The following is a 15,702-nucleotide window of genomic DNA, read 5'->3' on the forward strand; positions in this document are numbered from 1 at the left end:
ACGTCCGGCCTACCCCCGCGCCAGCAACGGCGTTGACTCCTGGGACAGCGCAGCATTCACGGCCGCCCGGTCCAGGTCCAGTCTGCTGTCATCCGCGGCGATGTCCTCCGGGTTGTGGGTCACGAGGACAACCGTGCGGTCCCGCAGGCCGTGCCGGAGCTCGGCCAGCATCGCGCGGCCGGACTCCGCATCCAGGTGGGCCGTGGGTTCATCGAGCAGGATCACGTCCGCGCCGGTCAGGAGCGTGCGGGCGACGGCCAGGCGCTGGCGTTCGCCTCCGCTGAGGAAGGCTCCGCCGGGTCCGATCCGGGTGTCCAGTCCGTGCTCCAGCCGCCCCATCAGCGGACCGAGGCCCACGGCGTCCAGGGCGTCCAGCAGTCGAGGCTCCGGTTCTTCCCCGCGCTGGCTCTCCGGAAGCCCCAGCAGCAGGTTGCCGCGGATCGTCGAGTCGAAGAGGTGCGCCTCCTGCGGGCACCAGGCAGCGCGTCCGCCCAGCAGGATCTGGCCGCCGGCTGCCGGGAGGAAGCCCAGGACGACGGCGAGAAGGGTGGATTTTCCGGAGCCCGAGGTGCCGGTGACGGCGAGCCAGCGACCGGGTTCGGCTGTGGCGGTGAGGCCGGTGAAGACCGGCTGCCCGCCCGGCCAGGCGGCCGCCAGGTCCCTGAGTTCAATCCCGGGCCTGCCGCCGGGCCTCCCGGCGACCGGGACCAGGCCGCCGGATTCGTCGGTGTCCCCGTCTCCGCCGTCGTCCAGGACACCCGCCTCGCCGATGCGCGCCAGCACGGCCCGCAGCGCCGGGTATTGCCGGACCGCCGTCGTGATGGCCGCGTAGGGCTCCACGAGGGCGAGCTGGAGCAGCACCACGACGGCAACCGTGGACGCCTCAATGGCTCCGCTGAGGGCCAGCGGAGCCGCCAGCACGGCACTGGCCAGGGCGGCCGTCCCGCAGGCCAGCACCGTCAAGCCCTGGCCAAGCCCCTCGGCCCACGCCGAGCGCTGGGAGGCTGCGGTCGCCGAGCGGTCATCCCGGGTGATGGCCGCGAGCACCGGCGCGGAGACGCCGTTGGCGTGGAGTTCAGCGCGGGCGTCGAGCGCGGCCGCGACCTGGCGGAGGACGCCGGTGCGCAGCTTCTGCTCGGTGCCGGCGGACATCCGGTCCGCTGCCAGCGCCAGGGCGGGGGCTGCCACGAGGCTCAGCACGGCCGCGGCAATCACGGCGGGGAGCGCGGCCGGCAGGAGCAGCGCGATGCCGGTGACGGCTGCGGCCGCGACAGCCACGGCGGTGAGTGGCGGCAGGACGACCCGGGGCAGCAGCTCCCGGACTGTGTCGACGTCGTCCACGACGGTGCCCAGGACGTTGCCGCCCTGCAGCAGCCGGCGCAGCGAGAGGGCCCGCCGGCTCAGCGACTCCCAGAGCCGGCCGCGGAGCCGGGTGAGGGCGGCAAAGACGGCGTCGTGCAGCACGAGGCGTTCGAGGTAGCGCAGCGCCGCCCGGCCGATGCCGAAGAAGCGCACGCCCACGATCGCGGTGAGCAGGTACAGAATGGGCGGCTGCTCGCTGGCGCGGATGATCAGCCAGCCGGACAGTCCGGCGAGGGCGACGGCGAAGAGCGCCGCCAGGGTGCCGACGGCGCCGGCCGCGGCGAACTTTGCTCCCACGGGGGCGAGCAAACGGCGGAGCCGGGTTGCCGTTGAACCACCGGAGGTGCCGACGGCCGTCCCGGCCTGCGCGCCGCGCGGACCCATGGTCCCGGCGGGCGGGAGTTTGGGCTGCTCGACTCCGGGCTGCTCGAGTCCGGACGGCTCAGCTGCGGCCGCCCGACGTTCCAGCAGCGCGGCTTCATCGGCGGAAACCGCGGCGGTGAAAGTCCCGGCGCCGGTCGCTGCGTGGGAAATCGCTGTACCGGCGGATCTTTCGGCCCGCGGCTCCACCGCCACCCCGGGGGCCACGGCCACAATCTCATCGGCGAGTTCCCGGGTCAGCCGGTCGTGGGCCACCAGCAGGACGGTGACCTTTCCGCGGAGCGCGGCGATGGCGCGGCTCACGGCGGTGGCGGATTCCCGGTCCAGGTGGGCAGTGGGTTCATCGAGCAGCAGCACCCGGGCTCCGGCATCGATCCTCGCCAGGCCGCGGGCCAGGGCGACGCGGCGCAGCTCTCCCGGGCTGAGTTCGGCAGGATTTTTCGCTGTGAGGTGCTCCGCGGCGCAGGCTGCGAGGCAGCGCCGGGCCGCGGCCTCTGCCTGCCCCGCATCGACGCCGCCGCCGTCCGACGCAGGGCCCGCCGCGGAGCCCAGGTACAGCATGACCTCGTCCAGCACGGTGGGGGCCACCATCACGGGATGCTGCGGCACCCAGGCGAGGTCCGCCGTCGTGAATCCTTCGAGGCGCCCGGTCACGGTGGTTTCCTGGTCCGTGCCGCTGCCGGTCCCGATGGTGCCGGCCAGCACCCCGAGGACGGTGCTCTTGCCGGCTCCGCTGGGGCCGTCCAGGGCGGTGATCCGGCCCGGGGCCGCGGTGAAGCTCAGGGGCCCGACGGCGGCATCCGTCCTGCCGCCGTACCGGACGGTCAGCCCGGCCACGCCCACCGCAGGCGGACGGCCCGCTCCGGCGGCAGCCCCGGCAGAGGCGGAGTCCGCCCCGGACGCCGCGGCAGCGGCAGGAAGAGCAGACGCGGCGGGCGCGGCGGGCCGCAGCGGTGTGGGTTCGGGTGCCTGTAGGACAGCGGTGGTTTCGGCGAGCGCGGCACGGCCGTCGTCGCTGGCGTGGTGGGCGGTGCCCAGCTCCCGCAAAGGGAGGTAGCAGTCGGGGGCGAGAATCAGGGCCAGCAGCCCTGCCTCCAGCGCCATGTCGCCGTGGACCAGCCGGACGCCGATGAAGACCGCGACGACCGCCACGGAGATGGTGGCGATGAGTTCCAGCGCGAGGGCGGAGAGGAAGGCGGTCCGCAGGGTCCCCATAGTCCGGTGGCGGTATTCCTCGGAGAGGTCCTCAAGGGCCTTGCGCTGGGCGGTGGCGCGGCCCAGACCGACGAGGACGGGCAGGCCCTTGGCCAGCTCCAGCATGTGGCCGGACAGCCGGGACAGGGCCGACTGGGCTTCCCGGACGCGGTCATCGGTGTAGCGGCCGATCAGGACCATAAAGAGCGGTACCAGCGGCACGGTCAGCACGATCACGGCGGCACTGATCCAGTCGGCGTACAGGATACGCGCGCCCAGCAGCAACGGGATCGCGGCGCAGTTCACCAGGGCGGGCAGGAACTGGGTGTAGTAGCTGTCCAGGGCGTCCAGTCCCCGGGTCGCCAGAATCGCGAGGCCGCCGTCGGAAGGGCCGGCGGACCGTGTGCCGTTGCGCAGCGCACGCTCCAGCAGCTGCGAGCGCAGCTCCTCCTTCACGCCCAGCGCGGCCCGGCGCGACGCGACGGCCTGCGCCCAGACCGTCAGGGACCGAAGCGCCACGCCCGCAACCCCCCAGTACAGTTGTTCGCTCCAAGCCGGGTCGCCGGCCATGAGCCCCGCGAGCATGGAGGCGACCGCCTGCGCGATCAGCACGAGGGACAGGGCCTTCAGGGCCGCGAGGAGGCCCAGCAGGTAGAGGGCGGCGCGGCTGGCGGGGCCCGGGGGGAACTGCGGTCTCATCAGGTGCTAGTCCTTGGGTGCCAGGGCTTTGGCTGCGATGGCGGGGAGGAAGCTGTGGGCCTCGGGGATGTGGGCGTCGCTCACCCGGCGCCGGAACACCCAGTAGGTCCAGGCCTGATAGGCGAGCACCAGGGGCAGCCCGATGCAGGCGACGATGCTCATCAGCCCGAGGGTGTAGTCCGAGGAGGAGGCGTTGGAAATAGTCAGGTTGAAGTCCGGATTCAGTGTGGAAGGCAGCACCACCGGGAACGCGGCGCCGAAGATCGAGGCGCTGCCGAGGAGCAGGAAGGTGCCCAGGGACAGGAACGCGCGGCCTTCGGCGCCAGTGCGGGCGAAGTTCCACGCCAGGACGGCGGCGACGACGGCGGCGACGACCGCCAGCACGGTCCACAGCTCGCCGCTGAGCAGCTGCAGGCTGATCGCCCACCCCGCGATGGGCAGCAGCAGTACGGGCAGGAGCCGGACGAGCCACCGGCGGGCGCGGTGCCGGACGTCGCCGTCGGTCTTCAGGGCCAGGAAGGCCAGGCCGTGCAGCAGCGAGAAGCCGACGACGGCGAGGCCGCCCAGCACCGCATAGGCGCTGAACCACGCGAACGGGCCGCCTTCGCGGTCGCCGTTGGCGTTGATCGGGAGTCCGGTGGTGGTCAGCCCCAGGGCGGCGCCGATGCCGAAGGCCGCCACGAGGGAGCCGAGGGAGATGGCCCAGTCCCAGCGGGCCCGCCAGCGGGGGTTGTCCACCTTGCCGCGGTATTCGAAGGCCACGGCGCGGAAGATGAGGGCGACCAGGACCAGCAGCAGCGGCAGGTAGAGGGCGGAGAACAGCGAGGCGTACCAGAGCGGGAAGGCCGCGAAGGTGGCGCCGCCCGCGGTCAGGAGCCAGACCTCGTTGCCGTCCCAGACCGGTCCGATCGTGTTGAGCAGCACACGGCGTTCGGTGTTGTTCCGGGCGAAGCCCTTCATCAGCATCCCGACGCCGAGGTCGAAGCCCTCGAGGAAGAGATAGCCCGTCCATAGCACCGCGATGGCGATGAACCAGATGGTGGGAAGGAGATCCATGCTGAGTATCCTCTGCGTTTCGTGGGGAGCGAAGGCTTAGTAGGCGAAGGCCAGGACGTCGTCCCCGGGCTTGCCGGGGCCGCCGCCCTTGGGGGTGGCATCCTCGTTCTCGTCCGCGGGGACGTGCGCGAGTTCGGGCATGGCCGCGACCACCCCGCCGCGGATGTATTTGACCAGCAGCTTGACCTCGACCACCAGCAGCACCGCATAGACGGCCGTGAGCACCACCAGCGAGGTCATGAGTTCGCCGGCCGAGACGCCGGGTGAGACGGCGGCGGCGGTGAACATAAAGACCTGGTCGATCCCGCTGGGGTCCGGGTTGGGGGCGACGACGAACGGCTGGCGGCCCATCTCGGTGAAGATCCAGCCGGCGGCGTTCGCTCCAAACGGCGCCAGGATCCCGAACACGGCCAGGCGCATCAGGCCGCGGGAGGCGGGGACTGTCCCGTTGCGGGTGGCCCAGAGGGCAACCAGCGCGGCCAGTGCCGCCAGTCCGCCGAAGCCGATCATCATCCGGAAGCCCCAGTAGGTGACCTCCATGACCGGGACGTACTGGATCTCCTGCCCGGCCCGTTCCCCGTAGATGGGGTTGTCCGGCAGGTGCGTGCCGTAGTCGGCCTTGTACTGGTCGATCAGGCTGTTGACGCCCTTAACCTCGGTGGTGAAATCGCCCTTGGCGAGGAAGGACAGGATCCCGGGGACCTCGATGAGCGCGACGATCTCGTCGCAGTTCTTGGAGCCGACGTTGCCGATGCTCAGGATGGAGAAGCCGGTGCCGTCGTGGCAGGCCGCCTCGGCGGCGGCCATCTTCATGGGCTGCTGTTCGAACATGAGTTTGCCCTGCAGGTCCCCGGTGATGGCGGTGCCGGCGAAGGAAATCATGGCGACGACGGCGCCGATCCGCAGGGAGCGGATCCAGACGGCGTGGTCGGCGCGGTCCCGGCCGGGGATGGCGGCCTCGCCGGGAACGACCTTGCCGTCCGCGCCGATGGTGTCGATCCCGTCGTGCCGGCGGCGCCACAGGTGGTACCAGGCGATGCCGAGCAGGAAGGCACCGGCGACGGCGAGGGCGCCGAAGATGGTGTGCGGGACGGCGACGAGGGCGGTGTTGTTGGTGAAGACCGCCCAGGCGTCGGTCATCACGGGACGGCCGTTGATCATCTCCACACCCACCGGGTGCTGCATCCAGCTGTTCGCGACGATGATGAAGTAGGCGGAGAAGACCGAACCGATGACGGCGATCCAGAGGCAGGCCAGGTGGATGCCGGGCTTGAGCTGTTTCCAGCCGAAGATCCAGAGCCCCAGGAACGTCGATTCCACGAAGAACGCCAGCAGGGCCTCCATGGCCAGCGGCGCCCCGAACACGTCGCCCACGAAGCGGCTGTATTCGCTCCATGCCATGCCGAACTGGAATTCCTGCACAATGCCGGTGGCGACGCCCATGATGAAGTTGATCAGGAAGAGCTTGCCCCAGAACTTGGTCATCCGGAGGTATTCCGGCTTGCCGGTGCGGTGCCACATCGTCTGGATCACGGCGACGACGAGGCCCAGGCCAATCGTGAGCGGCACCATCATGAAGTGGTAGACGGTAGTGATTCCGAATTGCCAGCGTGCGATTTCCAAGGCGTCCAAGGCAGTCCCTAACTTTGCTAGGAGCAACTTCTACATCACGTAGAAAGATTCTTCTACAGAGTGTAGAACACTTTGATGGTTCACTGCACCCAGAGTCCCACGGCACGTAACGGCCCGCAATGGAGACGCCGCCCGGCCCCTCCCGGGCATCCCGGGACACCCGGCACGACACGCCCGGGCCAGGCACTTCTACCTCATGTAGAAACTATCCGCAAAACACGCTAAATTTAAGACTGAAGTATTCACTGACCGCCCGGCAGAGTCGATGCGCCGGGCGGCCCTCACGAAGGATGTACGGAATGGCAAGTCTCGGTGAACTGGAACGGGCAGTGATGGACCTGCTCTGGGCAGGCCATGAGGCTGCGACGGCGAACACCCTGCGGGATCTGCTCGCACAGAGCACGCGCGCCGAAAACGGTACCGCTGGACACGAGGGCAAGGATCTGGCCGTCACCACGGTGCTGACCGTGCTCTCCCGTCTGGAGCGCAAGGGCCTGGTGGAGCGTGAACGCGGCACCCGCCCGCACCGCTACCAGGCAGTCTCCAGCCGTGAGGACCACACCGCCGAGCTGATGCACGAGGTGCTGGGCTCCGCACCCGACCGCGAGGCCGTGCTGGCCCGTTTTATTGGTTCCGTCACCGACACCGAGGCAGAAACGCTGCGCAAGCTGCTGGGACTCAGCTAGCGCCCGATGTTCTGGACCTCATGGTTTCTGGCGGTCCTGGCGATGGCGCTGGCCTGGCCGGTGCCCATCCTGCTGTCCCGCGCCCAGTGGCCGGCACGTTCGCCGTTCACGGCGATGCTGCTCTGGCAGGCGATTGCCCTCGCCGGCGGGCTGTCCATGATCGGCGCCATGCTGGTCTACGGGCTGGAGCCGATCGGGGACAACCTGCTGGCCGGCCTCAAGGCCCTGGCCGGGATGGTCTTCAACAACGCCCCCACCACGGCGCTGGGCTTCTGGCACATCTTCGCACTCTCGGCCGCGGCGCTGCTGACCGCCCATCTGGTCTTCACCCTGCTGCTGACGTACTACAAGATCCAGCGCCAGCGGCGCCGGCACCGTGAACTTCTGGACCTGCTCGCGTCCCCCTCCGCTGACGGCCCGCGGACCATGGTGATCAACGTCGACTCACCTGTCGCGTACTGCCTGCCCGGCGGCGCCCGCTCGGTCACCGTGCTCTCCGACGGGCTCATGGCGGCCCTGGAACCCGCCGAACTCCGCGCGGTCCTGAACCACGAGAACGCCCATCTGGACCAGCGCCACCATTTGCTGCTCTGGGCCTTCGCGGCCTGGCGGCAGGCGCTGCCGTGGCTGCCCACCACGCGGCTGGCGCAGGAAGCGGTCAGTTCGCTGATTGAGATGCTCGCCGACGACGTCGCGCTGAAGACCGAAAGCAAGGCCACCCTGATCAAGGCGATCGCGATTGTGGCGAGCGGCTCCCCCGGTACCCCCGCTGCCCGGATGGCCTTCGGCGAACCCGAACTGTCCGACGGCGAGCCCGGCCAGCCCGGTGCCACCGGCGGCGCCGGTTCGGCCCGGACGACGGCGTCCCGCGTCAGCCGGCTGCTCTCGCCGCAGCCTCCGCTCCCGGAACCCCTCCGCGGAGCGGTCCTGGCGGGCTGCCTGCTGCTGCTGGCGGTTCCGACGGCGCTTCTGATTGTTCCCGGCCTGCTGGGCTGAGCCCGCTTCATGGTTGTCCCCGGCCTGCTGGGCTGAGCCCGTGCCCCGCGGCCGCCGCCGAAGGCCACAGACACATATGCCGGGCCGCCCCGCCCGAAGGCGGAGCGGCTCGGCACCCGGTGCAGCGCTGTGGTTCAGCGGTCTACTTCAGCAGCTTGTCGGCTTTGTATTCGAGGTCCACGTTGCCGGACCCGTTCCCCTTTGCCGAGCCGTTGACCGCCGAGGTGGTCATGCCGAAGGTGAGCGTGGCGTGGGCGATCGCGTCCGCCATTTCCTCCAGCACGGTCACGTTCAGGTTGTTGATGTCGTCGCACTCCTTGTGGTAACAGCCGTCATAGGGCTCGTCCGCTGTGCCTCCGAAGATCTCCGCCTCCGTCTTAGTCTTCAGGCCCTCCGCGCCGGTGAACAATCCGCCGGCCGGAATGCCGTTGTCGATGAAACCGAAGTAGTCGGACCGTCCGTCGAATTCTGTCGGTGCAACGGGCAGGTTCTGGGACTTGAAGTAGTCCAGGAAGACCTTCTCCACCACCGCGGAGCCGTTGGGACCCTTCTCCCCGAACGCCGAGCCGTCGCCGTCGTAGACGTAGCGGACGAAGTTGGGCGAACCCACCATATCGAAGTTGAGGTTGACGGCGTGATCCTTGACCTGGCGTGCCGTCAGCTGGGAGACGTAGTCCTCGGATCCCTTCAGCCCGTCCTCTTCCCCGCCCCAGAACGCGAACCGGATCCGGTTGGTCGGCTGAATGCCCAGCTCCTTCAGCTGGAGCGCTGTCTCCAGGATGGCGGCCGACCCTGAGCCGTTGTCGTTGATGCCCGGGCCCTCAGCCACGGAGTCCAGGTGCGCCCCCACCACCACGGTGCGGTCGGCACGTCCCGTGGTATCCGCCAGGAGGTTGAAGGATTCGATCGTGGCCACTTCGGCGTCGACGGCCAGGTGCATCACCACGCCGGAGAGTCCGGCGAGCCCGGCGCCGGTGGCGTAGCTGGTGCTGACCACGGGGATATCAGCCTGCGGAGAGTCGAGGGTGCCGCCGAACAGGCCGAGGCGGTCGTCACCCGCGACGACGTTGCCCTGGTTGAAGATAATGGCCCCCGCGGCCCCGGCGGCGGCGGCGTTGTCCGCCTTGATCCGGAAGGTGCAGGTGCCGCGCTGGATCAGGGCGATGTTTCCCGCCGGGAAGCCGGCGAAGTCGCCCGCTTCGCAGCCGCTGGTCGAGGCGTGGTCGCCGGCGAGGTTGAGGTCGACGGCGGTCAGCGCGGCCGTTGCCTCGCCGGCACCGGAGTAGGACATGTCCAGGAAGTCCTTCTCGTAGGTGTAGGTTTCCGGATTCGGTGAGACACGTTCCAGTGTCGCCGAAGTGGAGTCGTAGCGGTCGTAGCTGAAGGGCTGGAGCTCTGTAACGTAGCCGGCGTCCTCCAGCGCGTCTTCTATGTACTCGAGCGAGGCCTCGTAGCCCGGGCTGTCTGCCGCGCGGTTGCCGCCGTTGGCAGCCGCGATGTCTTGGAGCGCTTGGAGATGGGCCTTAATGTTTTCTGCCGACACCGCGGAGCGCAGGGCCTCCGAGTTGGTTCCGGTTGCTGCAAGGGCCGGCGGCGCGAAGCTGACCGCCAGCCCGATCGTGGCGGCGATGGCCGCGCGCTGGATATTCCGAGTTTGCCTCATAGGGGTCTCCTGGATTTATGCTGCGGAATCCGGCCCCGGGCGTCATTGCCCGGGGCCGTGAGACGACACTATCGGAACGAGGCATACCGGGTTAGAGGGCATTTGGGCACTGGCGTGATCCAGCAACGGCAAGGACAATGCCGGCCGCCCCACGCCGTTAAGGCGGGTCTCAGGCGTCGATGCGCTCCCGGTCCAGGCCCGCCGCCCCGGCGATGATGAAGTCCTTGCGCGGCGCGACATCGGATCCCATCAGCAGGTCGAAGGTCTCTTCGGCGTGCTTGGCGTTGTCGATGCCGACCTTGCGCAGGGTGCGGTGCCGCGGGTCCATTGTGGTCTCGGCCAGCTGCTCCGCGTCCATTTCGCCCAAGCCCTTGTAGCGCTGGATCGGTTCCTTGTAGCGTTTGCCTTCCTTGGCGAGCCTCGCCAGCAGGACGTGCAGTTCCGCCTCCGAGTAGGTGTAGATCATCTCGTTGGCCTTCTGGCCGGCGTTGATGACCTCCACCCGGTGCAGCGGCGGGACGGCCGCGAAGACCCGGCCCTCCTCGATCATCGGCCGCATGTAGCGGAAGAACAGCGTGAGCAGGAGCGTGCGGATGTGGGCGCCGTCGACGTCGGCGTCGGTCATCAGGATGACCTTGCCATAGCGGGCGGCGCTGATGTCGAAGCTCCGGCCGGAGCCTGCGCCCACCACCTGGATGAGCGCCGCGCATTCGGCGTTGGAGAGCATGTCGCCCACCGAGGCCTTCTGGACGTTGAGGATCTTGCCGCGGATAGGCAGCAGCGCCTGGAAGTCGGAGGAGCGCGCCAGCTTGGCGGTGCCGAGCGCCGAGTCGCCTTCGACGATGAACAGCTCGGAGCGCGCGACGTCGTCCGTGCGGCAGTCCGCGAGCTTAGTGGGCATGGAGGACGTCTCGAGGGCGTTCTTGCGGCGCTGGGTTTCCTTGTGGACGCGGGCGGAGATGCGCGACTTCATCTCGCTGACGACCTTTTCCAGCAGCAGCGCCGACTGGGCCTTGTCGTTGCGCTGGGACGAGGTCAGCTTCGCGTTGATTTCCTGTTCCACGACCTTCGCCACGATGGCCCGGACGGCCGAGGTGCCGAGGATTTCCTTGGTCTGGCCCTCGAACTGCGGTTCCGCGAGCCGGACGGTGAGCACGGCGGTGAGTCCCGCGAAGATGTCGTCCTTCTCGATCTTGTCGTTGCCGGCCTTCAACTTCCGGGCATTGGTCTCGACCGCCTTGCGGAAGGTCTTGAGGAGCGCCTGTTCGAAGCCGGTCTGGTGCGTTCCGCCCTTGGGCGTGGAGATGATGTTGACGAAGGTGCGTACCGTGCTGTCGTAGCCGATGCCCCAGCGGAGGGCGACGTCCACCTCGCAGTCCCGCTCGACCTCGGTCAGCTGGCTGTGGCCCCGGTCGTCCAGGACCGGGACGGTCTCCTTGAACTTGCCAGCACCGTGCAGCCGCCAGACGTCCGTGACTGCGGGGTCGGCGGCGAGGTACTCAACGAACTCGGAGATGCCGCCGTCGTGGTGGAAGATCTCCTCGTGCGCGCCGGACTCCCCCGGGGTGCCGGGGAGCTTGCGCTCGTCCCGGACGGTGAGTTTCAGGCCGGGAACCAGGAAGGAGGTCTGGCGGGCGCGGGCGGCGAGTTCGTCGTAGGAGAACTTGGCGTCGGCGGTGAAGATCTGCCGGTCCGCCCAGTAGCGGATTCGCGTGCCGGTCACGCCGCGCTTGGCCTTGCCCACGATGTCCAGGACGGAGCCGTCGATGAAGGGCGAGAAGACCGAGGCAGGGTCCGGCCTGGTGCCGGTGTCCTTGAACCGGCCGGGCTCGCCGCGGCGGAAGGACATCTTGTAGGTCTTGCCGCCCCTGTCGACTTCGACGTCCAGCCGGGCGGACAGGGCGTTCACGACGGACGCGCCCACGCCGTGCAGCCCGCCGGAGGCCGTGTAGGACCCGCCGCCGAACTTGCCGCCGGCGTGCAGCTTGGTGAAGACGACTTCGACGCCGCTGAGCCCCGTTTTCGGTTCGATGTCCACCGGGACGCCGCGGCCGTCGTCGTGGATCTCCACCGAGTTGTCCGCGTGCAGGATGATTTTGATGTCATGGCCGAACCCGGCGAGGGCCTCGTCGACGGAGTTGTCGATAATCTCCCAGAGGCAGTGCATGAGCCCGCGGGAGTCGGTGGAACCGATGTACATGCCCGGGCGCTTGCGGACGGCCTCGAGGCCTTCCAGCACGGAGAGATGCCGGGCGGTGTAATCAGAACTTGGTGCCACGGGGCGGAAACTCCTTCAGGAACGGGACCGTCGCCATCGGACGGACAAAGCTTTTTGGCGCTCTTCCTAGGGTAGTCGGAGTGCCGCCCTCCGGCGTGCTGCCACTCCTCCGGAGCCGCACCCGCCGGAAGCCGTTACCGAGACGTGATACGCGTACAGCGAAAGTGGGCCATCCCAACCATGTTTCCGCTGCGAATGCTGGTTATATAGGTATACCGATCTACCAAGGAGGCCGAACATGACAACAGCAGTTGCGGACCGCACACTCACCACCGTCGACCGGTGCGATCGTTGCGGAGCACAGGCGTATGTCCGGGTTGTTCTCGGCGCCTCCGGAGGTGAGCTTCTCTTCTGCGGCCACCACGCCCGCGCCGTAGAACCGACGCTCCGGCCGCTCAGCTCAGACTGGCACGACGAGACCGCACGTCTTCACGAGAAGCCGCCGGTCCCGGTCGACTAGAGTCCGGTCGCCAGACCACATGAGAAAGAGCCCCTCCGATTCCGGAGGGGCTCTTTCCGCGTTAACGAACACCGCGGCGGCCCTTAATGAACAACCGCGGCGCCGCTTAACGCACAACGCGGGGTCACATCCGGCCCATTCCTCCGTTGAGGATGTGCCCGATGTGACCCCGCGTTGTTTGGTGCGTGCCTAGTCCAGGTAGTCCCGGAGGACCTGGGACCGCGACGGGTGCCGCAGCTTGGACATGGTCTTGGATTCGATCTGGCGGATCCGCTCACGCGTGACGCCGTAGACCTTGCCGATTTCGTCTAAAGTCTTCGGCTGTCCGTCGGTCAGTCCGAAGCGCATGGCGACCACGCCGGCTTCTCGTTCGGAGAGGGTGTCCAGCACCGAGTGCAGCTGTTCCTGCAGCAGCGTGAAGCTCACCGCGTCGGCCGGGACCACTGCTTCGGAGTCCTCAATGAGGTCACCGAATTCAGAGTCGCCGTCCTCGCCCAGCGGCGTGTGCAGGGAGATCGGCTCGCGGCCGTACTTCTGGACTTCGACGACCTTTTCGGGTGTCATGTCCAGTTCCAGGGCCAGCTCTTCAGGAGTGGGTTCGCGGCCGAGGTCCTGCAGCATCTGGCGCTGCACGCGGGCCAGCTTGTTGATGACTTCCACCATGTGCACCGGGATACGGATGGTGCGGGCCTGGTCGGCCATGGCACGGGTGATGGCCTGGCGGATCCACCACGTGGCGTAGGTGGAGAACTTGAAGCCCTTGGTGTAGTCGAACTTCTCGACCGCACGGATCAGGCCCAGGTTGCCTTCCTGAATCAGGTCAAGGAACAGCATGCCGCGGCCGGTGTAGCGCTTGGCCAGCGAGACCACAAGGCGGAGGTTGGCCTCCAGCAGGTGGTTCTTGGCACGCTTGCCGTCATGGATGACGAATTCGAGCTCGCGCTTGAGCTTCGGATCCATGGTTCCGTCGTCGGCGTTGATCTTTTCCTCGGCAAAGAGGCCTGCCTCGATGCGCAGGGCGAGGTCGACTTCCTGCTCGGCGTTCAGCAGGGCAACCTTGCCGATCTGCTTCAGGTAGTCCTTGACCGGGTCGGCGGTGGCGCCGGCGGACATGACCTGCTGCACGGGGGCATCGTCGTCGTCGGCATCCGAGTAGACAAAGCCGGAGCCAGTGGCGGCTGCGGTGGCCTTGGCGGAGATTTCCTCCCCATCCTCACCGATCTCAACGGCCTCCACGACGACGTCGTCGAGGTCAACCTCGACGTCCTCATCGGTGTCATCGTCACCGTTGGCTTTGCCGGCGGCTTCCGCCGCGGCCTTAGCGCCGGGCTTGGGCCCGCGCTTCTTGGGTTCAGGCTTGGCGACTGCCGATCCGGTGGTGTCACCGTCGGCCAAGGCTGCGTCTTTGACAGCCTTGTTGGCTGCACGCGTGGCGGCGCGCTTGGCGCTCGTCGCCGCCTTCTTCTCCTCGGGGGACAATACGGCCTGGTCGGCGGGTTCCTTCTTCGCGGAAGACGGGGTCACAGAAAACCTTTCTAGCGGCGGTCTGTGGAATCACCATACGGGCAACACCACTATGACCCTGTCAAGTCCGTGTTTGACATCAGGTGCAATCACGACCAGCAGAGCCACTTAGTAGAACTCCTGGGGTGACCGTAATGTTCCCTGTTTCCACGGTCCACTACAAGCACTCAATACACGGACCCAACCGGGTCTCGGCAACCATTGTCTCACGGTTTTCTCAATCGGGACCGACGCGGGGCACGGGCCCGCGATATCCGGCCGCGGCGCCGTTGCCCGTCCTCCCCCAGTGGCGGCGCCCTCCCGGCCGGTCGCTGGCGTGGCGTCAGGCAACGTCCGACTCGAACCGCTGCCAGGCCGTCTCCCTTCGGGCCGCCCAGCCACAGAGCGTTCCGCGGCGGCCCAGTTCCGCCAGCAGTTCCGCCAGCCGGTAGCCCGGGAACTCCTGGTCCGCGCGGCGGAAGAGTGCGCCGGCGTAGGATCCTCTGCCGCGGCACCACTCAATCCAGCCCCGCCCGGTCAGCGCGGCGGCTCCCGCCTCCCCGCCGGCGGCTCCCAGTTGCTCCAGGACCCGGTCCAGGCGGGCCATCAGAGCCCAGTCCGGCAGCGGAGGCGCCAGCCCCAGCATGACCTCGCCGTAGCCGGGAACGTCCGTCGGCTCCTGGCGGATACCGCCGCTGCCGCCCTTTCGCCCGCCGCCGGGGGCTTCTCGTCCGCCGCCTGCCCGCCCGCCGCCCTTTCCCCCGGGGCCCCGGCCGCGGGGCGGAAAGCCTTCAAGCGGCGGCAGCGGAGCAAGTGGCCGTGAAGACGGTCCGGAGGCCGGAGGGGAGCCGTCCCGTCCGGGATCCGGCGTCCCGTCGTCGAACACCCCGAAGTCCTCGGCTCCGCGCCCAGCGGCTTCCGGCCCTGCAGCGGCCATCACCAGTACAGCGTCGCGCCAGGACGGGACGCACAGGGTTGCGCGGAGGTAGCCGGTGAGTGCCGTTGACAGTGTCGGCGCGTGGGCCTGCAGCACCCGCGCCCACACGTCCAGGACCTGGCCGAACTGGCGCCGGTCCCGCACGTGGGCGGAGAACAGTTGCGCCCAGTCCCGCTGGGCCTCCAGCACGGCGGGATCCGGCGGCCCCGGCGGCGGCGTGAGCAGGACGTCGCCGGGAGCCGCTCCCACGGTGCTGCCGCGGTAGACCATTTCGGCGTTGAGCCTGCTGTTCCTGATCTCCTCCACCGGACGCCCGGGCGGCGCACAGCACGAGGGGTCCAGGCAGTAGGCGTTGCGCCAGTAGTCGGCACCGACGAGCCAGGCGTCCCGCACGGGCATGCCGGCCTCGGCCAGCGTGTCCTCGAGCGCCGCCAGGAGTTCCGCCCACGGCTCGCCGTCCCCGTCAGCTTCGGTGAAGAAGGCCAGCAGTGAGCCGTCCGCCTCGGCGTCGGCCTCCAGATAGGACGCCACGGAACGGGCAAAGCCTGCCGGCCCGGGAGTGCCGGACCAGTCAGGACTGCCGCCGTCGCCGGGCAGGTCCACCCGCAGCGTGGCGCCGAGCCGTTTGCCCTGCATGGTCATGGCCACGAGGCTGCGGGCCGGCCAGTAGCCGAGGGAGTGCGGGATGAACCCGAGGATGTCCTCCGGGCCGGTGATTCTCAGGTGATCGGGAGCTGTCATGAAGCCAGCTTCGCGGCCCGCGCGGGCCCGCGTTAGTGCCGGCGTGTCCTATGTGGACAACCCGGGCGGTCAACCCGGGATGGACCACGCGGGAGACCGGGCGAAGTGCCGCGG

10 protein-coding genes are annotated in these 15,702 nt (G+C 68.8%); 3 read left to right on the forward strand and 7 right to left on the reverse strand.

The features are described from left to right. Window positions 1–9: 9 nt before the first annotated feature. From cydD to ABIC21_RS03190, 3 genes are read right to left on the reverse strand one after another with little or no spacing between them, the layout of a single operon-like run. Window positions 10–3,636, reverse strand: a complete 3,627-nt coding sequence (gene cydD / locus ABIC21_RS03180) for a thiol reductant ABC exporter subunit CydD (protein ID WP_354348963.1) — start codon at window positions 3,634–3,636, stop codon at window positions 10–12. 6 nt (window positions 3,637–3,642) lie between these two features. Then, window positions 3,643–4,692, reverse strand: coding sequence for a cytochrome d ubiquinol oxidase subunit II (cydB, locus tag ABIC21_RS03185; protein ID WP_354348964.1), 1,050 nt, complete (start codon window positions 4,690–4,692; stop codon window positions 3,643–3,645). A gap of 36 nt (window positions 4,693–4,728) precedes the next feature. Further along, entirely contained in the window at window positions 4,729–6,324 is a 1,596-nt protein-coding gene (locus ABIC21_RS03190) for a cytochrome ubiquinol oxidase subunit I (protein ID WP_354348965.1), read from the reverse strand. Window positions 6,325–6,623: 299 nt separating this feature from the next. On the opposite strand from ABIC21_RS03190, the gene ABIC21_RS03195 reads away from it, so the two are divergent. Together ABIC21_RS03195 and ABIC21_RS03200 are read left to right on the forward strand one after the other, a co-directional pair. Continuing rightward, window positions 6,624–7,010: a BlaI/MecI/CopY family transcriptional regulator gene (locus ABIC21_RS03195; protein ID WP_024368330.1), complete on the forward strand. Its 387-nt coding sequence runs from the start codon at window positions 6,624–6,626 to the stop codon at window positions 7,008–7,010. Window positions 7,011–7,016: 6 nt separating this feature from the next. Then, window positions 7,017–8,006, forward strand: coding sequence for a M56 family metallopeptidase (locus ABIC21_RS03200; RefSeq protein ID WP_354348966.1), 990 nt, complete (start codon window positions 7,017–7,019; stop codon window positions 8,004–8,006). Window positions 8,007–8,148: 142 nt separating this feature from the next. On the opposite strand, the gene ABIC21_RS03205 is transcribed toward ABIC21_RS03200, so the two are convergent. After that, entirely contained in the window at window positions 8,149–9,669 is a 1,521-nt protein-coding gene (locus ABIC21_RS03205) for a M20/M25/M40 family metallo-hydrolase (protein WP_354348967.1), read from the reverse strand. 169 nt (window positions 9,670–9,838) lie between these two features. Continuing rightward, a complete protein-coding gene (locus tag ABIC21_RS03210; RefSeq protein WP_354348968.1) occupies window positions 9,839–11,947 on the reverse strand; it encodes a DNA gyrase/topoisomerase IV subunit B in 2,109 nt (702 codons plus the stop codon). A gap of 238 nt (window positions 11,948–12,185) precedes the next feature. Here ABIC21_RS03210 and ABIC21_RS03215 point away from each other — a divergent pair, with 238 nt between their 5' ends. Further along, entirely contained in the window at window positions 12,186–12,407 is a 222-nt protein-coding gene (locus ABIC21_RS03215) for a DUF7455 domain-containing protein (RefSeq protein ID WP_082492737.1), read from the forward strand. 189 nt (window positions 12,408–12,596) lie between these two features. Here the strand turns inward: ABIC21_RS03215 and ABIC21_RS03220 are convergent, their stop codons facing one another. Both ABIC21_RS03220 and ABIC21_RS03225 read right to left on the reverse strand, forming a co-directional pair. Next, complete coding sequence (locus tag ABIC21_RS03220) at window positions 12,597–13,931, reverse strand: RNA polymerase sigma factor (protein ID WP_354348969.1); 1,335 nt, start codon at window positions 13,929–13,931, stop codon at window positions 12,597–12,599. A 322-nt stretch (window positions 13,932–14,253) separates the two neighbouring features. Continuing rightward, the gene (locus tag ABIC21_RS03225) at window positions 14,254–15,588 is read right to left on the reverse strand and encodes a DUF4192 family protein (protein ID WP_354348970.1); all 1,335 of its coding nucleotides are present in this window, start codon (window positions 15,586–15,588) and stop codon (window positions 14,254–14,256) included. Window positions 15,589–15,702: the final 114 nt, after the last annotated feature.

It is taken from the genome of Pseudarthrobacter sp. PvP090 (assembly GCF_040547365.1).
Classification (GTDB): Bacteria; Actinomycetota; Actinomycetes; order Actinomycetales; family Micrococcaceae; genus Arthrobacter.